General features: G+C 62.4%; 16 protein-coding genes. 6 read left to right on the forward strand and 10 right to left on the reverse strand.

What is annotated here, in order from left to right:
* Positions 1-8: 8 nt before the first annotated feature.
* The 6 genes from FKV68_RS10185 to FKV68_RS10210 form a co-directional block, all read right to left on the reverse strand.
* A complete protein-coding gene (locus FKV68_RS10185) occupies positions 9-956 on the reverse strand; it encodes a glutaminase (RefSeq protein WP_180941357.1) in 948 nt (315 codons plus the stop codon).
* 96 nt (positions 957-1,052) lie between these two features.
* Positions 1,053-1,670 carry a 30S ribosomal protein S4 gene (rpsD, locus tag FKV68_RS10190; protein WP_173513251.1) on the reverse strand — a complete coding sequence of 206 codons (618 nt, stop codon included), beginning with the start codon at positions 1,668-1,670 and terminating at the stop codon, positions 1,053-1,055.
* A gap of 289 nt (positions 1,671-1,959) precedes the next feature.
* Entirely contained in the window at positions 1,960-3,474 is a 1,515-nt protein-coding gene (locus FKV68_RS10195; RefSeq protein ID WP_180941358.1) for a helicase HerA domain-containing protein, read from the reverse strand.
* 122 nt (positions 3,475-3,596) lie between these two features.
* Positions 3,597-4,394, reverse strand: coding sequence for a glutamate racemase (gene murI / locus FKV68_RS10200; RefSeq protein WP_180937737.1), 798 nt, complete (start codon positions 4,392-4,394; stop codon positions 3,597-3,599).
* Complete coding sequence (locus tag FKV68_RS10205; RefSeq protein ID WP_180937738.1) at positions 4,381-5,211, reverse strand: RNA methyltransferase; 831 nt, start codon at positions 5,209-5,211, stop codon at positions 4,381-4,383. Before FKV68_RS10205 ends, murI begins: the two co-directional genes overlap by 14 nt.
* Before the next feature lie 88 nt (positions 5,212-5,299).
* Positions 5,300-7,291 (reverse strand): FUSC family protein, encoded by a 1,992-nt coding sequence (locus FKV68_RS10210; RefSeq protein WP_180937739.1) that lies wholly within the window; start codon positions 7,289-7,291, stop codon positions 5,300-5,302.
* A gap of 271 nt (positions 7,292-7,562) precedes the next feature.
* On the opposite strand from FKV68_RS10210, the gene FKV68_RS10215 reads away from it, so the two are divergent.
* A complete protein-coding gene (locus FKV68_RS10215) occupies positions 7,563-8,777 on the forward strand; it encodes an NADP-dependent isocitrate dehydrogenase (protein WP_180937740.1) in 1,215 nt (404 codons plus the stop codon).
* A 172-nt stretch (positions 8,778-8,949) separates the two neighbouring features.
* Complete coding sequence (locus tag FKV68_RS10220) at positions 8,950-9,708, forward strand: HAD-IIB family hydrolase (RefSeq protein WP_245181183.1); 759 nt, start codon at positions 8,950-8,952, stop codon at positions 9,706-9,708.
* An 87-nt stretch (positions 9,709-9,795) separates the two neighbouring features.
* Here FKV68_RS10220 and FKV68_RS10225 read toward each other — a convergent pair whose 3' ends face one another.
* The gene (locus FKV68_RS10225; RefSeq protein ID WP_180937742.1) at positions 9,796-10,647 is read right to left on the reverse strand and encodes an AraC family transcriptional regulator; all 852 of its coding nucleotides are present in this window, start codon (positions 10,645-10,647) and stop codon (positions 9,796-9,798) included.
* A gap of 170 nt (positions 10,648-10,817) precedes the next feature.
* Here FKV68_RS10225 and FKV68_RS10230 point away from each other — a divergent pair, with 170 nt between their 5' ends.
* Positions 10,818-12,476 carry a SulP family inorganic anion transporter gene (locus tag FKV68_RS10230; protein WP_180937743.1) on the forward strand — a complete coding sequence of 553 codons (1,659 nt, stop codon included), beginning with the start codon at positions 10,818-10,820 and terminating at the stop codon, positions 12,474-12,476.
* A gap of 46 nt (positions 12,477-12,522) precedes the next feature.
* Here the strand turns inward: FKV68_RS10230 and alaS are convergent, their stop codons facing one another.
* Together alaS and recA are read right to left on the reverse strand one after the other, a co-directional pair.
* Positions 12,523-15,186: an alanine--tRNA ligase gene (alaS, locus tag FKV68_RS10235; RefSeq protein ID WP_180937744.1), complete on the reverse strand. Its 2,664-nt coding sequence runs from the start codon at positions 15,184-15,186 to the stop codon at positions 12,523-12,525.
* Positions 15,187-15,413: 227 nt separating this feature from the next.
* On the reverse strand, positions 15,414-16,505 hold the full coding sequence (gene recA / locus FKV68_RS10240) for a recombinase RecA (protein WP_136505560.1): 1,092 nt from the start codon (positions 16,503-16,505) through the stop codon (positions 15,414-15,416).
* A gap of 269 nt (positions 16,506-16,774) precedes the next feature.
* On the opposite strand from recA, the gene FKV68_RS10245 reads away from it, so the two are divergent.
* The gene (locus tag FKV68_RS10245) at positions 16,775-17,722 is read left to right on the forward strand and encodes a carbohydrate kinase family protein (RefSeq protein WP_180937745.1); all 948 of its coding nucleotides are present in this window, start codon (positions 16,775-16,777) and stop codon (positions 17,720-17,722) included.
* A gap of 136 nt (positions 17,723-17,858) precedes the next feature.
* On the forward strand, positions 17,859-18,788 hold the full coding sequence (locus tag FKV68_RS10250) for a pseudouridine-5'-phosphate glycosidase (RefSeq protein WP_180937746.1): 930 nt from the start codon (positions 17,859-17,861) through the stop codon (positions 18,786-18,788).
* Between the two features lie 114 nt (positions 18,789-18,902).
* Here the strand turns inward: FKV68_RS10250 and cckA are convergent, their stop codons facing one another.
* On the reverse strand, positions 18,903-21,512 hold the full coding sequence (cckA, locus tag FKV68_RS10255) for a cell cycle histidine kinase CckA (protein WP_180937747.1): 2,610 nt from the start codon (positions 21,510-21,512) through the stop codon (positions 18,903-18,905).
* Positions 21,513-21,852: 340 nt separating this feature from the next.
* Here cckA and FKV68_RS10260 point away from each other — a divergent pair, with 340 nt between their 5' ends.
* Positions 21,853-22,848: a flagellar biosynthetic protein FliO gene (locus tag FKV68_RS10260; protein WP_180937748.1), complete on the forward strand. Its 996-nt coding sequence runs from the start codon at positions 21,853-21,855 to the stop codon at positions 22,846-22,848.
* Positions 22,849-22,895 lie beyond the last annotated feature (47 nt).

The raw sequence follows: 22,895 nt of genomic DNA on the forward strand, positions 1-22,895 counted from the left end.
CGGCATGATCAAGGGCCGAAAACGGACCAGCCTGTGCGCGCTGCGAGCATTTCGAGAGCCAGTGAACCGAGCAGCGAATTGCCGTTCTCGTTGAGGCCCGGCGACCAGACAGCGATGGAAGCCCTGCCCGGGGCGACCGCCATAATCCCGCCGCCGACACCGCTCTTGCCTGGCAGGCCGACCCGATAGGCGAAATCGCCGGAGCCGTCGTAGTGGCCGCAGGTCAGCATCAGGGCATTGATGCGGCGCGCACGTTGACGCGAGACGACCGAATGCCCCGTCAGGGGATTGGCGCCGCCGGCTGCCAGGAACAGGCCGGCCTTGGCGAGCTGCACGCAGGTCATCGCCAGCGCGCAATGATGGAAATAGACGCCGAGCACGTGTTCGGCCGGATGATCGAGCCGGCCATAGGAGCGCATGAAGTTGGCAAGAGCGACATTGCGGAAACCGGTTGCCGTCTCCGAGCGCGCTACCTCGTGGTCGATGACGATATTGTCGTCGTCGGCAAGATAGCGGACGAATTGCACGATTTCACCGATCAGCTCCTTCGGCGTGTGGCCTGCGAGGATGAGGTCGCTGATGGTGATCGCGCCGGCATTGATGAAGGGATTGCGCGGCTTGCCGCCTTCGTGCTCGAGCTGCACGATCGAATTGAAGGCCGAGCCGGAGGGTTCGCGCCCGACACGGTGCCAGATGTTCTCGCCGTGCTTGCCGAGCGCGAGGGTCAGGGTGAACACCTTGGAAATGCTCTGGATCGAAAACGGCACCTCAGCATCGCCTACGCGATAGATCTGACCGCTCGTCGTCACGATTGCCATGCCGAAACGGCGAGAGTCGACGCGCGCGAGTTGCGGGATGTAGTCGGCCACCTTGCCTTCGCCGAGGCGCGGCGTCAGTTCGCGATAAATGTCATCGATGATCGCCTGCAGATCTTGCGGCGCCTGCTGCTCCGGCATGCGGCATCCCTCGACACGGATTGATCGGCACATCGTACAAAAAAACCGCCCGTCGCCGGGCGGTTTTTCGAACGCTCACAAGGCCAGAGCCTCGGATTAACGCGAATAGAATTCGACGACCAGGTGCGGTTCCATGACGACCGGGTACGGAACGTCGGTGAGAACCGGAACGCGGACGTAGGTCGCGACCATCTTGTTGTGGTCGGCATCGATGTAGTCCGGAACGTCGCGCTCAGCGAGCTGTACGGATTCGAGAACCGAAACGAGCTGCTTGGACTTTTCCTTGACTTCGATGACGTCGCCCGGCTTGCAACGGTAGGAACCGATGTTGACGCGGACGCCGTTGACCTTGACGTGGCCATGATTGACGAACTGGCGAGCGGCAAAGACGGTCGGAACGAACTTGGCGCGGTAGACGATCGCGTCGAGACGCGATTCGAGCAGACCGATCAGGTTTTCCGGGGTGTCACCCTTGCGGCGCGAAGCTTCGGCGAAGATCGCACGGAACTGCTTTTCACGGATGTCGCCGTAGTAGCCCTTCAGCTTCTGCTTGGCGCGCAGCTGCACGCCGAAGTCGGAAAGCTTGGACTTGCGGCGCTGGCCGTGCTGGCCCGGGCCGTATTCACGACGGTTGACCGGAGACTTCGGGCGGCCCCAGATGTTTTCGCCCATGCGGCGGTCAATTTTGTACTTGGACGATTCGCGCTTGCTCATCGCATTTCCTTTCAAACGGTTACACCGGCCTGTTGCCAAGCCGGATCAAGGAAACACGCCCTCCTCTGAACCCATTTTGGGAGTTCTGACAGGCCTCTCACGATCACGCTGCCGGAGAAACCACGGGACATGTCAAATGAAACACCGGGCATCGCTGCCCGGCGTTGGGCGGGTCTTTACGCACCGGTCGCTGATTTGTCAACGGAATATGACAGGAACATAGCGATTTTCGCGACTGCAGCGCGACCTTTACGCGTCTTTATAGGACGCACGGCGCTGCAGGTTGTCGTTACTCGGCGGCTGCCCGTTCCCCGTTGCCGATGCCCGGACCATTCGCGTCGCCGGGCGCGGTCTCGCTCCCGAGATCGGGGAAAGCCACGATACGCTTGCCGGAAAAATCCGCATGCACGACGATGAGGCCATGCTCTTCAAAATAGCCGAGCAGCCGCCGTGCGCGGCGGGCGGAATGGGTGCCGTAAGCGCGCGCGATCATCGCGTCCGAAGGACACGGCAGGCCGCGCACAGCGGCCTGCGCCATCATCAGGAACACCGCTTGCAAGTCGTCGCTCACGCGGTCGGCAAGGCGGAGCGCCGATGTCCACGTCTCTGTCGCAGCCGTGTCGGCATCGACGCCGGACCGGGCGACGGCCATCTTGCGGCGGAATGCGTTTAACGAGAGTGCCGGCCCCGGCACGCGCCGGATACGGCAACGAACGAGAAAATCCTGGAAGAGTTCTGCGTCCGGCCGGAACGCCGCGTCCGGATTGGCGAGGATTTCGGCGAACAGGCTGTCGAGCAGCGCGTCTCGCTCCTCAGCGGACATTTCCGGCGGGGCAGGTTTGGTTTCCACTGGCGCCAAAGGCTCGGGCCGCGGCCGCGACAGTTCAGCCAGAATGTCGGTCGCCGGACGCGGCTGCGGCGTCGGCCGGCGCAGGACAGGTCGCGTCAATTCTTCCGGATCCGGCGTGAAGATCAGGTCCTCGACATCCTGCGGCGCTTCCGGCAGCGGCATCAGCTTCGGGCTGGTGGACCGCGCGGAGGTCTCGACCGAGCCGATCGTCACCCTCAGTGGCCGACGCGACAGCGCTGGCCCGAGCGCAACGAACGAGCCGCGCTTCAGGTCGCGGAACATCTCGGCCGTGCGGCGGTCCATGCCCAGGAGATCGGCTGCGCGCAGCATATCGATGTCGAGAAAGGTGCGCCCCATCAGGAAGTTCGAGGCCTCGGCCGCGACATTCTTTGCGAGCTTCGCCAGGCGCTGCGTGGCGATGACGCCGGCGAGCCCCCTCTTGCGGCCGCGGCACATGAGATTGGTCATCGCGCCGAGCGATACCTTGCGGGCGTCCTCCGAGACATCGCCACCGACCGACGGCGCGAACATCTGCGCCTCGTCGACAACGACCAGGACGGGGTACCAGTATTCGCGATCCGCATCGAACATCGCATTCAGAAAGACGCCGGCGCTGCGCATCTGCTGCTCGATGTCGAGACCTTCCAGCGAGAGGACGCAGGAGACGCGGTGCTGCCGGATGCGCGTCGCGATGCCGATCAGCTCCGCATCGGTGCGCTCGCCTTCGATGACCACATGGCCGAACTTGTCGGCGAGCGTGACGAAGTCACCTTCGGGATCGATGATGCATTGTTGCACCCAAGGGGCGGACTGTTCGAGCAGGCGGCGCAGGAGATGCGACTTCCCAGAGCCGGAATTGCCCTGCACCAGAAGGCGCGTCGCCAAAAGCTCCTCGATATCGAGCGAGGCCGAAGTCCCTTCGGACGTCGTTCCCATGTCGATGCCGACTTTCATTCCCACCTCGTCAAGAAATGTATATCCGCTCCACGGGACAACCGTGGGCACGTACCAGCGTCTAGCACCGTTCCCTGCGCTTTGCTTGGCGCAATGGGCAAAACCCACAGATATGAGTTTGTTTACCTTACAGTCAGGCCAAAACCCTGCATCAGCCGGCGCGTGGCGAAATCGGGTTTGCCGGAGGTGAAGATCGCAGGATCCTCGCCGTTGAGCGGCTCGAAGCCATTCGGCAGCGGCACTAGCGAGCGGGCGCGCCGGGCAATCGCCTCTGCCGGATCGAGCCAGTCGACCGGCCAGGGCGCCAGCCGCCGGAAAACATTCGCCATGAAGGGGTAATGCGTGCAGGCGAGCACGACGATATCAGTCTTCTTCCCGTCCCTCTCGACGAAACATGGGGCGATCTCAGCCAGGACCGTCTCGTCCTCGAGTTTCTCGCCGCGAATATACGCCTCCGCCATGCGCGCCAGGTTTTCTGAGCCGACAAGCCGCACATGGCATTGCGACGCAAAGGACTGGATCAGATCGCGTGTATAGGCGCGTTTGACCGTACCGGGTGTTGCGAGAACCGAGACCAGCCCGGAACGCGTCCGCTCCGCCGCCGGCTTGATCGCCGGCACCGTGCCGACAAACGTCATCTGCGGGTAAGCTGCACGCAGATCGGTACCGACGAGCGTGAAGGCGGTGTTGCAGGCGATGATGCAGATTTCCGGGTCGTGCGCGGTGAGCAGTTCGCCGAAGAGCGCGATCACGCGCTCCTTCAAGGCCCCCTCCTCCCAGCCGCCATAGGGAAAACCCGCATCGTCGGCGACATAGATGAAATGCCGCTCCGGCATCAGCACGCGCGTCTCGCGCAGCACCGTCAACCCGCCGATCCCGCTGTCGAAGACGAGTATGGGTTTCAGTTCAGTCGTTGTCACCGCCGCCTTGCACTTTCCTGCTGCGACCCGCCGGCGCGCCGGAGCCGCGCGGATTTTCGCGCGTAAACCGGTCGAGCGAAGAGATGACGCCGCGCAGCACCTGGATTTCGGATTCGGTAAAGGATGGTCTCGTCAGAACAGCGCGGAGATTTTCGACCAATTTCGGCTTTTTGTCGGCGGAGCGGAAGTAATTGCGCGCTTCCAGGGCGTCCTCCAGATGATCGAACAGACCTTGCAGATGTTCCTTGGTCGCCGGACGCTGTGCGATCGCCTGGAACGACGTTTCCTCTTCCGAATCCATGCCGGTCTTCATCCACTCGTACGACATGAGCAGCACGGCCTGCGCGAGGTTCAGCGAGGCGAAGGCCGGGTTGACCGGGAATGTCACGATCTCGTCGGCGAGCGCCACTTCCTCGTTGGTGAGGCCCGTGCGTTCGCGGCCGAAGATGATGCCGATCGCCTCCCCGCCTCTAAACCGCTGGCGCAGTGTCCGTGCCGCGACGATCGGCGAGCGTACGGGCTTGTAGCCGTCACGGTCGCGGGCCGTGGTAGCGTAGACGAAGTTCAAATCCGCGATCGCCTCCTCAAGCGAGCCGTAGAGCTTGGCGCCATCGATAACATGGTCGGCGCGGCTTGCGGCGGAGCGCGCCTTTTCACTCGGCCAACCGTCGCGCGGATTGACGAGGCGCAGTTCCGACAGCCCGAAATTGGCCATCGCGCGCGCCACCATGCCGATATTCTCGCCGAGTTGGGGGTAAGCGAGGATGATCGCCGGACCTTCCGTCAAGAGTTCGCGCTCGCTGTTCGTACCTGCCATTGCCTAAGCCTTCGCCTTCTGTTCGGCGCTTCCCTTGCACAATTGTTCACGAAATTAAAGTCATGCCGGCCTTCAGCCTGCAAGATGACTACACGTCAGCAATGTGAAGGCGCCGCAGAGATATGGAGATCATCTCAAGTCCAAGTTGGGCGTCGTCCCGGGAAATCGGCAAGTGGCGTTCGACAGGCGCTCCCACCCGGCGGGTTTCATAGAAGTAGGCGGCGCCATTCCCTCGGACCTGCTTAGCGATCTTCAGGTTTTCTTCGATCTCGGCGACGAATTGAGGCGCGTCGCCATCGGCCGCCTCCGGCATTCGGCGGGCGAAGATGCGGGCCCAATAGGTGCAGCCCATGAAGACCGCCAGCGTCTGGCGCACTTGGCCCGGCCGCGTGACGAGCTGCCAGGAGGCGCCGAGCGGCTTCGCCGCCGCCGCCAGATCCCTGTATGCGCGATCGAGGGCCTGCGATTGGGCAATCAACGACAAACCCGCTGTACCCTTCTTTGCATCTTCAAGCAGCGCGATCAAAGTGTCGCACCAGCCTTTGATTGCCGCATCAAGGGTGGTCCGCGTCCGCGTCGGAAAAACCAGAAACGCGACCGCCGCGCCGGCGACCGAGCCGATGAGCGTTTCCTCGAGACGCAGTTGCAGTAGGTGCGGCGTCAACACGCCCATCAGGCCGTAGAGAAGCGCGAGGACGATCGAGACGAAGAATGTCATCGTCGCGTAGGACACAGCCAGGAAATAGAAGGCGAGGAAGATGCAAACGGCGCTGAGCGGCAGGATGACGTAGAAATTGCCGGCGACCACTGTGCCAAGCGCGATTCCGACGACGATACCGAACAGCGTGCCCGCCGAGCGCTGCAGCGCCTTGACCGCCGTGTCGCCGCGCGAGCGCGTGTTGGTGAAAACGAGAAACGCCGCCAGAACCGCCCAGAACCAGCGGTCCCGCGAAAGCATCAGCCCGAAGAGCATGGCGATGCCCGTGGCAAGCGTTATCTGGATCGCCGTCCGCAGCGCGGGATCGGATAAGGAAAAACGGAAGCGACTGGTCGAAGGCACGCCGCCGTGAGCAGCCGTCGGTTCCTGCAGGTCGCTTTCGTCGAGCGCGGCGAGGCTCCGCTGGAGCCACCGGCGGACGTCACGAAGCCAAAGCAAGGCCTTGGCCGTCTCGATCTGCTTCAAGTTTGCGCCGTCAAGCCGTTGCACTTCGTCTTCGATCTTCAGGGCGTCGCGCGTCAGCATCGCGTCAACAAGGGTTGCCGGTGCCATTGCCTGAAAGCTGAGGACGATGGCGCTCTCGGCGGCGAGATGGATGTCGAACAGATCGATGACGAGGTCCGAGGAGGCGAGGCCGGGCGCCGGCTCCGGCCGCCGGTTCTCCGTCGGGATGAAGCTCTCGGCCATCAGCACCGCTTCCTTCAGCCGTTCTTCCTGCGTCAGCAAGCGGCGACGGTCGATTTCGGTGAAAACCGGTCTGCGGGCGGTTTCGGCCAGCTCGACGAGGATCTGATCCACCCGTCGTTGAATGCTTGCGGCGGCGCGCATGAGGTCAAGGTAGCGATTGTCGGGAAGAAGGCGGGTTCGCACGAGATGTGCGACGGTTGCGGAGATTGCCGCGCCCATGAAGAGCGCCGGCAACTGGTCAGGCGTCGGGCGAAGATAGGCGCCGATGAAGTAGGACATGAAGGCGAACATGCCGACAGCGAACCAGCGCGGCCCGTAACCCCGTCCGTAGACCGCCAGAAAAATGATCACCAGGAAGATCACGTCGGAGAGGTAGCGGTGGCTTTCCAGGGCCGACGCGAGAGCAACCATTGCGACGCTGGCGAGGACGGCAATGACGCGCGTGATCATCTGTTCATGCGGCGTGCGATCCCTGACGGCGAGTCCGCCTTCGATCGACAGGGAAACGGCAAGGCCGTAGGCCGCCGGCGGTAACGCGGCGACGATGAAGTGGAACGCCATCAGCAGGCAAACAGAAATGACGATCGTGGACGTGATGCGCGATGCCTGCCGAAGCCGGGAAAAGGCCGGATCGTTGGCCAGCAGCCAATCACGCAAACGAAGCCGAAACGTCATGAGGCGCCTTCTGCCTTTCCGCGTAGGGGGCGATGCCGGACGCCACCGTCACCCTCTGCATATCTTCCTGGGCGATCTTTTCAAGGACCGACGCGGGTTCACCAAACGATGCGCGTCCTGCGTGCGGACGGTCCGAGGCTACGGTTCCTTCTCCATCCAAAGTTTCACCGAAGCATGCTTTGCCTTGCCGGTTCACAGTGCTATAGGGCTCTGGATTTCTCCCACCCGGGGGGCATCGCGTGCGATGCTCCGCAAGCTACGAGGCATATCCATGGCAAAGATCAAGGTCGCCAATCCGGTTGTCGAACTCGACGGCGACGAGATGACCCGCATCATATGGCAGTTCATCAAGGACAAGCTGATCCATCCCTATCTCGACCTCGATCTCGAATATTATGACCTCAGCGTCGAGAACCGCGACGCGACCGAAGACCAGGTGACAGTCGACGCCGCCAACGCCATCAAGAAGCATGGCGTCGGCGTCAAGTGCGCGACGATCACGCCGGACGAGGCCCGCGTCGAGGAGTTCAAGCTGAAGAAGATGTGGAAGTCGCCGAACGGCACGATCCGCAACATCCTGGGCGGCGTCATCTTCCGCGAGCCGATCATCTGCAAGAACGTGCCGCGCCTCGTTCCCGGCTGGACCAAGCCGATCATCGTCGGCCGTCACGCCTTCGGCGACCAGTATCGCGCGACGGACTTCAAGTTCCCGGGCAAGGGCAAGCTTTCGATCAAATTCGTCGGCGAAGACGGCCAGACGATCGAGCACGACGTCTATGACGCCCCCGGCGCCGGCGTCGCGATGGCCATGTACAACCTAGACGAATCGATCACCGAATTCGCCCGCGCTTCGTTCAACTACGGCCTCCAGCGCAAGGTTCCCGTCTACCTCTCGACCAAGAACACGATCCTGAAAGCCTATGACGGTCGCTTCAAGGACATCTTCCAGAAGGTGTTCGAAGAGGAGTTCGCTGAGCAGTTCAAGGCGGAGAAACTCTGGTACGAACATCGCCTGATCGACGACATGGTGGCTTCGGCCCTCAAATGGTCCGGCGGTTATGTCTGGGCGTGCAAGAACTATGACGGTGACGTCCAGTCCGATATCGTCGCCCAGGGCTTCGGCTCGCTCGGCCTGATGACTTCCGTGCTGATGACGCCGGACGGCAAGACGGTCGAAGCCGAAGCCGCGCACGGCACGGTGACCCGCCATTACCGCCAGCACCAGAAGGGCGAGGAAACCTCGACCAACTCGATCGCCTCGATCTTCGCCTGGACCCGTGGCCTTGCCCACCGCGCCAAGCTCGACGGCAATGCCGAACTCGCCAAGTTCGCCGACACGCTCGAGCGCGTCTGCGTCGAAACGGTCGAAGCCGGCTTCATGACCAAGGACCTCGCTCTGCTGATCGGTCCCGACCAGCCGTGGCTTTCGACCACCGGCTTCCTCGACAAGATCGACGAGAACCTCAAGAAGGCAATGGCAGCGTAAGCAGGCCAACCTGATAGGACGTCTCGGAACCCGGCCATGCGCCGGGTTTCTTGCCTTTATCGGTCCTTTAGGGTCGACCAACAGCCGGGAATGAGGGCAGCCGCGCCGCGGGGGAACGCTTACGGCACTCGATCATTTCCCGATGGACGTCCCCAACTGTGGGCATGAGCGGATGGACCGAGCGGCACCAAAGCCGGTAAGGCTCGTCGCCTTCGATATAGACGGCACGCTTCTTGGCGATGATGAAGCTGCGAACCGCTTTCGTTCGGCCTGGCAGGCGCTCGATGGACGCAAGAGGCCGCTGCTCGTCTACAATAGCGGCCGACCGATCAACGACATATTGGCGCTCGTGGATGTCGACCAGTTACCGCCGCCTGACTACGTGATTGGCGGCGTCGGTACGATGATGGCCGACGGGCGTAAAAGGAAACGGTTGCAGGCGTTCACCGCGGAGCTTGGCTCTCCCATCGACGTCAAGGCGGTGACGGCGATCATGGAGACGGTGGAAGGCGCAGTGCCGCAAGCGGCCGTTGACCAACATGCCCACAAGGCGAGTTGGTGGTTGCCAGAGGCACGAGAAGCGGAAATCGCTGCCATCGGGCAACGGCTGGCATCCGCCGGATTGGACGTGAAGCTTATCTATTCCAGCAGCCGGGATCTCGACATATTGCCGCGCGCCGGCGGCAAGGGCAGCGCGCTCGCCTGGATCTGCCGGGAGCTTACAGTCGATCTCGGCGAGGTGGTCGTGGCCGGCGACACCGGCAACGACCGCGAAATGTTCGACATACCGCGTGTGCGCGGCGTGGTGGTCGCCAATGCGCTTGCCGAACTGCGCCGGGTCGCCGAGCACGAGCGGCGGCATTTTCTCGCGCGGAATTCGTACGCCGACGGCGTGCTCGAAGGGCTGCGCCACTGGGGCGTCATCGAATAGATTCGGTCCTTCGACCCGCCCCTGCGGCGCCGCGCGTCTTACCAGACGCGCAAGGGACGCCGCAGCACTTATCCTTAAATCGGATAGTCATTTCAGCGGAAGAAAGATTTCCGTAATGAGTTCCGTCGGCGCGACCTCCCGTGGATTGTTGAGATACTTCTCGAACATCACGCTGTCGCGGATTGCCCGACCAGATTGCGGCAACCAGGTCGCGTAGAGCCACTGATAGGCCTTCGGCATGTCGGCGTAAGGCCCCTTGTGGCGGAGCACCGCATAGTGGCCACCCTCGATACTTTGCGGCGTCAGTGGCGCTTCGACCGGAAACTCACCGTGTGTCGTGACGCAGGCAAATGAACGGAGCTTGTCCGTGTCTACGAGTTCGGGGTCGTCCAGATAAATGCCAATCATATCCATGCCCGGTCGGAACAGGTTACGCGAAAATAGCGTCCCATAGAGCGTCTCGAAGGCCTGGCCGATGGCCATGTAGGAGCCAGTGTGGGCCACGCCGACAAGCGCGAGCGTGTCGACTTCCCGTAAGGTGACGTCATACATATCAGGATTTCCTTCTATCAAAGTGGTTTCAAAGGCTTTGTGGCTCCCTTCATTCCTGTAGCGCGCCGGCGGCAGGCGATAGAGGGCCTTGAAAGTGCGATTGAAGGACTGAACATTCGGGTAGCCCGAACGTCGCGCGATTGCTTCGACTGAAAGACTGGTCTGGACGAGATCGGCGGCAGCCTGCTGCAACCGCAGTCTCTTCACCGTCGCGGCCAGAGTTTCTCCATGGACTGCACGATAGACCCGATGCCAATGGTGCGGCGACATGCAGGCAATTTCCGACAGCCTATCGAGATCGAGTTCCTCGTCGAGATGCGCATAGATGTAAGCGGAGACGCGGTGAAGTCGCCTCTCATAGCCCGCCCATGCCGTTTCTTCATTCATGCCGAACCTTTCGCGTTTCGCTTGGAAATCGATAAAGCATAGATGGAATTGACAAATCCTGCGGACATCGAGCGCTCGATTGCAACTGCTTGTTCGGCGGAGCGACTCATATAGTCTGACGGTGTCCAGCACGCGTTGCCCGCCATAGTGGATTCCCGAAAGTCTCGTCGATGCCCGATTCTCTCGTCGCCAAAACGGTAAGCGTCTTTAGAGAAGGATATGGTAGCGCTCGCCTGAAGGCGGACGCCTTTGCCGGGTTGACCGTTGCTATCGTCGCCCTGCCGCTGTCCATGGCCATCGCGATTGCCTCGGGTGTTACGCCTGATCGCGGGCTCTACACCGCGATTGTCGGCGGTTTTCTGGTCTCGCTCCTCGGCGGCAGCCGCGTGCAGATCGGTGGCCCTGCTGGTGCTTTCATCGTGCTCGTGGCTGCCACTGGTGCGAGGCACGGCCTCGACGGCCTGCTGCTGGCTACGGCGATGTCGGGCATCATGCTTGTTGCGGCCGGTTACCTGCGGCTTGGCAACTACATCAAGTTCATCCCCTACCCGGTTACCGTGGGCTTTACAGCCGGGATCGCGGTGATCATCTTCGCCAGCCAATTGCGCGACCTCTTCGGCCTGACACTCAGCGGCCGAGAGCCCGGGCCCATCATCGAGAAAGTCGCGACGCTTGGACTTGCCGCCGGTACGGTCAACTGGGGAGCAGTTCTGACGGCAGCGCTAACGATCGGCATCATTCTCGCGCTGCGCAAGCTGCGACCGCATTGGCCCGGCATGCTGATTGCCGTTGCCGCCGCTTCCGCCTTCGTCGCTCTCCTGCAATTGCCGGCGGAAACGATCGGCACGCGCTTCGGCGGCATTCCGCGTGGCCTTCCTTCACCGACATTTCCGCCTTTCTCGCTCGAGAAGGCCGCCGCCGTCTTTCCGGATGCCGTCTCCTTTGCGCTCCTCGGTGCAATCGAGTCCTTGCTGTCGGCCGTTGTCGCCGACGGCATGACCGGGCGCCGCCACCGTTCGAGCATGGAATTGATCGCGCAGGGAATCGCGAACTTTTGCTCGGCGCTCTTCGGCGGGATCTGCGTGACCGGGACGATCGCCCGCACGGCGACGAATGTGCGAGCAGGCGGAACCAGCCCGGTCTCCGGCATGCTGCATTCCATCTTTCTCCTTCTATTCATGCTGCTCGCCGCTCCGCTCGCGAGCTACATCCCGCTCGCCTCGCTGGCCGGCGTGCTCGCCGTCGTTGCCTGGAACATGATCGAGAAGCCCGCGTTCATGGCGCTGCTGCGATCCTCCTACGGCGACGCGGTCGTGCTTCTGGCGACCTTCATCATCGTCGTCTTCCGCGAGCTGACGGAAGGCATCGTGATCGGCTTCGCTCTTGGCGCGGTTCTTTTCATCGACCGCATGGCAAAGAGCATCTCTGTCGGAGAAACAAAACCACTGGAGGCCCTGAAAGAGGAGAATGGAGAGAAGGAACATCCGGTCGTCGCGGACGATCCGGACACGGTCATCTATAGGATCTCGGGCATCTTCTTCTTCGGTTCGGCCGCAACCGTCGGCACGGTCCTCGACCGCATCGCCGACCAGCGTCGGAATTTCATTCTCGATTGCTCGGAAGTGCCCTTCATGGACTCGACCGCGGCCAATGTCATCGAGGGGACACTGCGGAAGGCAGAGCGGACGGGCGTGCGTTTCTTCATCACCGGCGCCAGGTCGCAGGTGCGTCGCGCCCTCCGCCAGCATGACGTTCGCCCGCCGCGTGTCGTGATGCGCGCCTCGATCCAGGCGGCGCTCGAAAGCATCCGCAGCGAAAAGAGCGCGTGAAAAAGGGCGCCGCAGCGCCCTTTCCTTTGGTTGCTCAAGCGCAAGGTCAACCGGCGAGCGCCACGGCGACCGCTTCGATCGCTTCGGCTGCGCGGTTGCCATCCGGTCCGCCGGCCTGAGCCATGTCCGGGCGTCCACCACCGCCCTTGCCACCGAGTGCGGCCGAAGCGACGCGCACCAGATCAACGGCGCTGACCTTCGAGGTGAGGTCGTCGGTAACGGCCACCACCGCGCTTGCCTTGCCGTCGCCGGAAACACCGACGAAGGCGACAACGCCCGAACCGAGCGTCTTCTTGCCGTCATCGGCGAGGCTCTTCAGGTCCTTGGGCTCGACGCCCGACACGACCCTGCCAAGGAAGCGGACGCCTGCGATATCACGGGCGGCATCGGCCGAACCATTCTGGCCATCACCGACGAGAGCCAGCTTCTTCTTCGCCTCGGTCAGTTCCCTCTCCAGCTTGCGGCGCTCGTCGAGCAGGGCCTCGACCCGGCCGAGAACATCCGCCGGCTGGACCTTGAGCGCGGAGGCCAGCGTCTTCACCCGCTCATCCTGCTCGTTGAGGTAGGCGCGAGCCGCCTCGCCCGTCAGTGCCTCGATTCGACGCACGCCGGCACCGACCGCACTTTCAGAAACGACCCGCACAAGACCAATGTCGCCCGTCGCCGATACATGCGTGCCGCCGCAGAGTTCGACCGAATAGGGCTTTCCGGCTTTCGACCCGCGAACGCCTTGTCCCATCGAGACGACGCGGACCTCGTCGCCATATTTCTCGCCGAAGAGCGCCATTGCGCCTTCCGCAATCGCGTCGTCGACTGTCATCAGTCGCGTCGTCACCGGCGAATTCTGAACGATGATCTCGTTCGCCATCTCCTCGACGACCTTCAACTCGTCGGCCGTCATCGGCTTCGGATGCGATACGTCGAAGCGCAGCCGCTCCGGCGCCACAAGCGAGCCCTTCTGCGCCACGTGCGTGCCGAGCACCTCGCGCAGCGCCTCGTGCAGCAGGTGGGTCGCGGAGTGATTGGAGCGGAGCCGCGTGCGACGCGCATGGTCGACGGTCAGCGCGGCCGCCTCGCCGGTTTTCACACTGCCTTCGGCGACAACGCCGTAGTGGACAAAGAGCCCCTCGCCACGCTTCTGGGTGTCAGTGACCGTCAGCTTGCCAGTGTCGGTCGCGATGACGCCGGTATCGCCCATCTGACCGCCGGATTCGCCATAGAAGGGTGTCTGGTTCAGGATCACTTGAACGGTCTCGCCCTTCGCAGCGGATTCGACCACAGCACCGTCGCGGACGATCGCCTGGATCACGCCTTCGGCTGCCTCGGTGTCATAGCCGAGGAATTCTGTCGCGCCGTGCTTTTCCTTGAGTTCAAACCAGATCGTCTCGGTTGCGGCCTCACCGGATCCGGCCCAGTTTGCACGGGCCTCCGCCTTCTGCCGTTCCATTGCCGCGGAAAACGCATCGGTATCGACGGTGATGCCCTTGGCGCGCAGCGCGTCCTGCGTCAGGTCGAGCGGGAAGCCGTAGGTGTCGTAGAGCTTGAAGGCTGTCTCGCCGTTGAACTGATCGCCCTCGGAAAGATCTGCCGAGGCTTCTGAAAGGAGGTTCAGACCGCGCTCCAGCGTCTTGCGGAAACGGGTCTCTTCCAGTTTCAGGGTCTCCGAGATCAGCGCTTCGGCGCGGGCAAGTTCCGGATAGGCGCGGCCCATCTGGCCGACGAGTGCCGGCAGGAGCTTCCACATCAGCGGCTCTTGCGCGCCGAGCAGCTGCGCGTGCCGCATCGCGCGGCGCATGATGCGGCGCAGCACATAGCCGCGGCCTTCGTTCGACGGCAGTACGCCGTCGGCGATCAGGAAGGCGGAGGAGCGCAGATGGTCGGCGATGACGCGGTGGCTGGCGCGGCGGTCGCCCTCCGCCTTGACGCCCGTCGCTTCTTCGGACGCAGCGATCAGCGCGCGGAAGAGATCGATGTCATAATTATCGTGCTGGCCCTGCAGGACGGCAGCAACACGCTCCAGTCCCATGCCGGTATCGATCGACGGGCGCGGAAGATCGATGCGCTCTTCCTTGGTGACCTGCTCGTACTGCATGAACACGAGATTCCAGATCTCGATGAAGCGGTCGCCATCTTCTTCGGCCGAACCGGGCGGTCCGCCCCAGATCTGCTCGCCATGGTCATAGAAGATTTCCGAGCACGGGCCGCAAGGGCCGGTATCACCCATCGCCCAGAAGTTATCGCTGGTCGGAATGCGGATGATCCGGTCGTCGCTCAAGCCGGCGATCTTCTTCCAGAGGCCGAAGGCTTCGTCGTCGGTATGATAGACGGTGACGAGCAGTCGCTTGGCGTCGAGGCCGTATTCCTTGGTGATCAGGTTCCAGGCGAGCTCGATCGCGCGTTCCTTGAAATAGTCGCCGAACGAGAAGTTGCCGAGCATCTCGAAGAAGGTGTGGTGCCGGGCGGTGTAGCCGACATTGTCAAGGTCGTTGTGCTTGCCGCCCGCGCGCACGCATTTCTGCGCGGTCGCGGCCGTCGAATAGGGGCGCTGCTCCAGGCCGGTAAAGACGTTTTTGAACTGCACCATGCCGGCATTGGTGAACATCAATGTCGGGTCGTTGCGCGGCACCAGGGGGCTCGACGGCACGATCTCGTGACCGTTCTTGCGGAAGTAGTCGAGAAACATCGACCGGATTTCATTCACGCCGCTCATCTTGCGTCCTATCTGTGCACCATTCCCGGTCGCGACCGCACTTTTGCCGGGCCGCGCACCGCTATCTTCAACCCCGCGTCTATCGGCAATAGACACGCCCTCCAGCAACGTCGGTCGCTGGAACCAAAGGCTTTTATCTTCCGTGTCTCACGCTGTCCAGACGGCAGCAAAAAACCGGCCGTCTAGAAAAACGACCGGCTTCATTCAAAACTTGCCCGCCTCAGATCTTACATTTCGGCAGCCGCATCGCCGTCGTCATCGCTCTCCGGTCCGCCGTTCTCCAGGAACTTGTCGGCGATCAGGCCCGCATTCTGCCGCAGAGCCATCTCGATCTCGCGCAGAAGATCGGGATTGTCACGCAGGAAAAGTTTCGCGTTCTCCCGGCCCTGGCCGAGGCGCTGGCTATTGTAGGAAAACCAGGCGCCGGATTTTTCGACGATGCCGGCCTTGACGCCAAGATCGATGAGTTCACCGGTCTTGGAAACGCCCTCGCCATACATGATGTCGAATTCCACCTGCTTGAAGGGTGGTGCCATCTTGTTCTTGACGACCTTGACGCGGGTCTGGTTGCCGACGACCTCTTCGCGCTCCTTGACCGAGCCGATGCGACGAATATCGAGGCGAACTGACGCATAGAACTTCAGCGCGTTGCCACCCGTCGTCGTTTCCGGCGAACCGAACATGACGCCGATCTTCATGCGGATCTGGTTGATGAAGATAACCATGCAGTTGGACTTGGAGATCGACGCAGTGAGCTTGCGCAGTGCCTGGCTCATCAGGCGGGCCTGCATGCCCGGCAGACTGTCGCCCATTTCGCCTTCGATTTCGGCGCGCGGCACGAGAGCTGCAACGGAATCGACGACGAGGACGTCGATCGCGCCGGAACGGACCAGCGTGTCGGTGATTTCCAGCGCCTGTTCGCCGGTGTCCGGCTGCGAAATCAAGAGGTTTTCAAGATCGACGCCCAGCTTGCGCGCATAGACCGGATCGAGCGCATGTTCGGCGTCAACGAAGCCGCAAATGCCACCCTTCTTCTGTGCCTCGGCGATGGTCTGCAGCGCCAGCGTCGTCTTGCCCGAGCTTTCAGGGCCGTAGATTTCAATGATGCGCCCTTTCGGCAGGCCGCCAATGCCGAGCGCGATATCGAGGCCGAGCGATCCGGTCGAAACAGTTTCGATCTCGATTACACTGTCCTTCGAACCGAGCTTCATAATCGATCCCTTGCCGAACGACCGTTCGATCTGGGAGAGAGCCGCTTCAAGTGCCTTGCTTTTATCCACCGATTTGTCCTCTACGAGCCGCAAAGAGTTTTGTGCCATTTGGTCCCACCTTTAGGTTATTGAAGCTACCGAGGCAATGAAGCCGCCGCAGGAGTTTTTGTACATGGTTTGTTCTGCTTTGGCAATAGAGTGGCAACCAATTGAATGATAACGGTTATTCTCGTTGCGTTCGATTCTTGTTCACGGGCATTGTACCACATTTCCGCAAAGCCCATGCCGAAGCTCGGCCGGGCTTGGCTACACTAGCGCGATTCGCGACCGTGCCGCCTCTGTGAATGCGGATTGAAGCAGTCCAAAGAGGAGCTTTTATGAAGAAACGCGAAATCGCCGTGTTCGGCGGCGCCCACATCGACCGCCGCGGCCGCATCAGCGGCGTGACCGCTCCCGGCGCGAGCAATCCCGGTTCGTGGTTCGAGGAAGCGGGAGGCGGCGGTTTCAATGCGGCGAGAAACCTCGCCCGCATCGGTCACAGCGTACGAATGATCAGCCCGCGTGGCGGCGACGCAGCAGGCGAGATGGTGGCGGCGGCCGCGGCCGCGGCAGGCGTCATCGATTGCCCCTTCACCTTTCTCGATCGGAAAACGCCGAGTTATACGGCGATCCTCGAAAACGATGGCAACCTCGTCATCGCGCTTGCTGACATGGAGCTCTACCAGTTGTTCTCGCCGCGCCGGCTGCAGCAGCGCGCGATACGCGAAATATTGGCGGTAAGCGATCTGGTGCTCATGGATGCCAACCTCCCCGAGGAAACGCTTGTCGCCTTGGTCAACGCGGCATCCGGGGACGGCCGACTTGTGGCCGGCATCGCCGTGTCGCCGGCAAAGGTGATGCGCTTCAGGAAATGCCTCAGCGGGCTCAGCTTCCTGTTCATGAACGAGGCGGAAGCGCGTGCCCTGACCGGGATCGACGCCAGCGACGCCAAAAACTGGCCAACGCTGTTGCGGGAGGCAGGCCTCAGGGGTGGCGTCGTAACACGCGGCGGCGCCGCTGCGGTCGCCTTCGACCGCGGCGAGGCAAGCGTCATTTTCCCGCCAGCCCTCCCGGCGCTGGCGGATGTCACTGGCGCCGGCGACGCCTTGGCCTCGGGGTTCCTCACGGCGCGGCTTTCGGGTTTCGATCTTGCCGGATGCCTGCGCCATGGCATAGCCGCGGCCGGGATTGCGCTTCGCTCGCCTTTTGCCGTTTCGGAAGAAATGTCTCGGGGCAATCTCGAACAGGCGATTGCCCTTGTGCCGGCGCCGCAAATGCTGTCATGAGAACCGACGTTGAACGCCGGGCGGGACGAAAGCATGCGCAGCTTTCCGCCCGCTCTCACTTTCACCTTTTTTACAAACGATCTCGATGATTTTGGTTCGATTCAGCCGAGCATGATCGTGATTTAAGGATAGATTCATGAGCAAGCCCTCCTCCCCGTCCCTGCCGATCGAATATTCCGATGAAGTGGCGGCCGCAAAGGCACGCGGTGCGCCGATCGTCGCGCTGGAATCGACGATCATCACCCATGGCATGCCCTACCCCGGCAACCTCAACATGGCCCGCAGCGTCGAGGCGATCATCCGTGAACAGGGCGCCGTGCCCGCGACCATTGCGGTCATTCACGGTGTCCTTCACATCGGTCTCGACGACGCGAAGCTGGAAGCACTTTCGAAAACGGAAGGCGCGATGAAGCTGTCGCGTGCCGATCTTGCCTTCGCGATCGCCGAACGCCGTACGGGCGCCACGACCGTGGCGGCGACGATGATCGCTGCGGCGCGCGCCGGCATCAGCGTATTTGCCACCGGCGGGATCGGCGGCGTTCACCGCGGCGCGGAAGAGAGCTTCGACATTTCCGCCGATCTGGACGAACTTGCCCGCACCGGCGTGATCGTTGTCTGCGCCGGCGCCAAGGCCATTCTCGACATTCCGAAAACGCTTGAAGTGCTGGAGACTCGCGGTGTTCCGGTCGTCACCTATGACAGCGAAACCTTCCCGGCCTTCTGGTCGCGCGATTCCGGTATCAAGAGCCCATTGATGCTCAACAGCCCCGCCGCGATCGCCAATTTTCAGAAGATGCGCGACCTGCTCGGCATCGACGGCGGCATGCTTGTTGCCAATCCGGTTCCCGAAGGGAGCGAAATTCCGCGCGAGGAGATGGAAATCTACATCACCCGTGCCCTCGACAATGCGGCGAGTGACGAGATCGTCGGCAAGGCCGTCACGCCCTACCTGCTCGACAACCTTTTCCACATGACCGACGGCCGCAGCCTCGACACCAATATCGCGCTCGTGGAAAACAACGCCCGTCTCGCCGCCGAGATCGCGGTCGCACTGACGGCGAAGTAAGTAACGCAACGCAACCCTGACGAGAGGTCGTTACACTTTTCCAGGAATTTGCTCGAAGAAGGCCCGGCATTGGCTCGGGCCTTTTTCATGAACGCGTTAGAGATCAACGCCCGATCAAGAATCCAGCATCTCGCGAACGGCCACTGCCAGCTGTTTCAGCGAGAATGGCTTCGGCAGGAAACCGAATTTCGCGTCGGCCGGGAGGTTGCGCGCAAACGCGTCTTCCGCGTAACCCGACACGAAAATGAACTTCAAGTCCGGGTATTTCTTGCGCAGTTCACGCAGCAGCGTCGGCCCGTCCATCTCCGGCATCACGACGTCCGATACGACGATGTCGACCGCGCCGTTGAGTTCGTCCATGATGTCGAGCGCTTCGACACCAGATCCGGCCTCGTGAACGGTGTAGCCGCGCGTTTCGAGCATGCGCTTGCCGCCGCGGCGCACCGCTTCCTCGTCCTCGACCAGCAGCACGACAGCGGAATCGCCGGTGAGGTCCGCGGGCTCCGATTCAGCCTTAGGCGCGGGCGCCACGACCAGGTTACTGGCCGCCGGCATCGGCGCCTCGGTTGCCGACGTCACTTCGGCTGCGACTTCCTCGACATGGCGCGGCAGCAGAATACGGAAGGTGGTGCCCTTGCCGACTTCCGATTCCGGATAGATATAGCCGCCCGACTGCTTGACGATGCCGTAGACCATCGAAAGGCCGAGACCGGTGCCCTTGCCGACTTCCTTCGTCGTAAAGAAGGGCTCGAAGATCTTGTCCATGATCTCCTGGGGAATGCCGGTGCCCTGGTCGGCGACCTCGACCAGGACGAAGTCGTCCTCCGGCAGCTCCCGTCGTCCGAGCGCCGCCACTTCGCTTGCCGGCAGATTTCGCGTCCGCAGCGTGATAGTTCCGCCTTCAGGCATGGCGTCGCGCGCATTGACGGCGAGATTGAGCAGGACCTGCTCGAACTGACCGAGATCGGTCTTCACCGGCCAAAGGTCTCGCCCGTAGTCAACCTCGACCTTGACATTGGTACCGGTCATCCGGTCGACAAGCATGCGCAGGTCGCCGATGACGTCGGTGAGGTTAAGCACCGTCGGGCGCATCGTCTGCTTGCGCGAGAACGCAAGCAGCTGCCGCACGAGCACGGCGGCGCGATTGGCATTGCGCTTGATTTCCATCAGGTCGGCGAAGGTGGCATCCGCGGGGCGCGCCGAAAGCAGAAGGTGGTCGGAGGAAAGCAGGATCGCGGTCAGGACATTGTTGAAATCGTGTGCGATGCCGCCTGCGAGCGTCCCCACGGCGTTCATCTTCTGCGTCTGCGCCATCTGGGTCTCGAGCGCCTTCTGCTCGGTGATCTCCAGCGCATAGATGATCGCTGTCTCCTCCGGCGCCTGATCGCTCTGGTCGATCACGGCGTTGACGTAGAAGCGGAAATGCCGCGCCTCGTCACTCGGATGCAAGGCGTCGATCGGCGCGATGTCGCCCTGCCGGTCCTTCGCCGCCGCAAGTGCTTCCTGAAGGCGGCCCTTTTCGGATTCGTGGACGACGGTTTCGATCAGCGCGCCGCGCTCGACGTCGTCCTGTGAAACAAGCCCAGCAAACAGCTTCAGGAACGGAGCGTTGGTCCTCAGGATCCGCCCGTCGCCGTCGACCGAGGCGATCGCCATCGGGGTGTTGTTGAAGAAGCGCGTGAAGCGCATGGCGGCGTTCGAAGCCGACTGATCGCCATCATCGCCTTCACGCGACATGACAATCGTCCGACTTTCGCCGGGCGCACCGTCACGGGTGGACGAAACGCGGTGGATCAGACGCACCGGCAGGCTCTGGCCGTTGGCCTTGCGCAGGTCGAGGTCGAGCACCTTCGTCTTCTTGAAGCCTGGTTCCGCCTGGACCGACTGGACGAGTGCGAGACCCTCGCCGGCGACCACATCGGCAATGCTGACCGACCCCGGTTGAAACTTGGTGAGATCGATGCCGAGCCAATCGGCAAGGGTGGCATTGATGTAGAAGATCTCGCCCTTGCGTCCGGCCGAGAAGAAGCCTGCAGGGGCGTGATCGAGATAGTCGATCGCGTTCTGCAGTTCCTTGAAGAAGCGCTCCTGATCGTCGCGCTCGGCGGTGATGTCGGCGATCTGCCAGAGATAGAGCGGGTTCCTGTCGCTGTCCTCCAAAGGCAGCACGCGAGCCTTCAGACGGAACCAGTGGGCGCCGGAGGCGATCGATGCACCGTTTGCGAGCGGCTTCAGCAGCCGGAATTCCTCGTGCCCCTTCTTGCCTTCGTGGAGCCCGTTGGTGAGCCGATAGATCGCTTCGGTTGCCTCGCGGTTCCTGGAGAGAATGGTCTCGAGCGATTGGATGCCGGCGGCGCTCTTGGCACCGGTCAGAGCGCCGTAGGCGGCATTGGCATAGATGATCCGCCCCCTGCGGTCGGTGACGATCGTGCCATCCTCGTGGGCATCGAGAAAGGCACGCGCGAGCTCGTCGGGACGCGTCTGCGGCATGACCTCTATGAAGCCGATCACCGACGAGACCAGGAAGAATATCCCGACCATCGCCAGCACGCCCAGGATGCCGAGGACGATTTCGTTTTCGAGCTGGTTCTTGAAGACGACGAAGGCGGCTGCCGACGCGGTGAGAACGATCGCCAGCAGGATGATCCGCAAGACCGTGCCGGGCCGGACGCCGCGGTCAACGACCGGCATCTGGTAGTCACCTGACTGCCGCAATTTCGTCATCGGGTCCTCACCTGCCGCTGCGGCCGCGCGCTCCTTGTTCAGGCGTGCAAGACTCGCTGCAATCCTTTGCGTTGCTGCATAACTTATCCTCAAATCGATCCCGGCTTAAGGAATCATGCAGTAGCCGGCGTTCGACCAACGCTTCGCGAAATCCGCAAGTGCTTTTCCCGCGTTCGGATCATCGAACTGGAATCATCTTTAACAATCAGAGATAACAGCAAAAAGCGTCTCTGCGGAAGCATCGCGGTCAATTCACAGGGAATGTCGGGCGCGCGCTTGTACCGGCCTGAAAAAAGCCGTCAAATATTGACATGCGGGGGAGGCAGAAGGAGTTCAGCCTATGATCGAAACCATTGTCGGGGACAACGGCAGCCGCTTCATCATCGCCGCCGCGGCCGTTGCCGTCGGGCTCTTGTGCCTTGTAGCCGTGCTCTGGATCATGCGCCACAGGCCCTCCTCTCCCTTTGTGCGCGGCGGCAAGAACAGACAGCCGAGACTCGCCGTCCTCGATGCCGCTGCCGTCGATGCGCGCCGCCGCCTGGTGCTTGTTCGCCGCGACGACGTCGAACATCTCATCATGATCGGCGGCCCGACGGACATCGTCGTCGAAAGCCGAATAGCGCCCGGTAGGACCCCACCGGCAGAGACGGGCGCCGCCGTCCCCGCGGAACAAAAGGCCGTCGAGGCGCCGAAGGTCGCCCCCAGTCCTGAACCGAGACCCGAACCAAGGCATGCCCCGGCGCCGGCACCGATCCCGGCAGAAACGGGAGCCCCTGCCCAGATGCGCCCAGCAGCGCGCGTGGAAGAGCAGGTGCAGCTAGCGGCTCCCCGAGTGGAGCCGGCACCGCCGATCCGTCTTGCTGCGGAGCAAAGACCCGCGGCGGCGGCGCAGCCACTCCAGCAACAGCCGCCCGCCAGGATCACGCCGCCCGTGTCCGCGGTTCCCACCACCTCCGCCATAGAACGTGCGGAAGATATTTTCGACGTCGCCCGCGAGCGGGTGCTGCCAGCCGCGCCGCGGCGCGAGCAGGCGCCCATGCAGCAGGGCTCAATCCAAACGGCCTTCGTGCCGGCGGCGCAGACACCGGCGATGCCGGTTCAACCGGCGGCGTCGGATAGGGTTTCGGACTTCGAGCGGATTCTCGATGCGGAGATCAGCGGCGATCTTCAACGGCTGGCGCCCACTGTTGGGCCCCAGGCCGAGAGCCGGCCGATCGCGGCTGGCCGTCAGGAACCCTTGCTCGGAGGCAGTCCGGACAATATCCGCAAGGAGCCGACGATCGAAGACGAAATGACACGCATGCTCGCCGACATTTCCGCCGGGCGTAAGCCCTGAGCGCTGGTTGCTCGAAGGCATGTAGGCCTTGAAAGTGCTTCGCGTTT

This window comes from Sinorhizobium mexicanum (assembly GCF_013488225.1).
In the GTDB taxonomy this organism is placed as follows: Bacteria; Pseudomonadota; Alphaproteobacteria; order Rhizobiales; family Rhizobiaceae; genus Sinorhizobium; species Sinorhizobium mexicanum.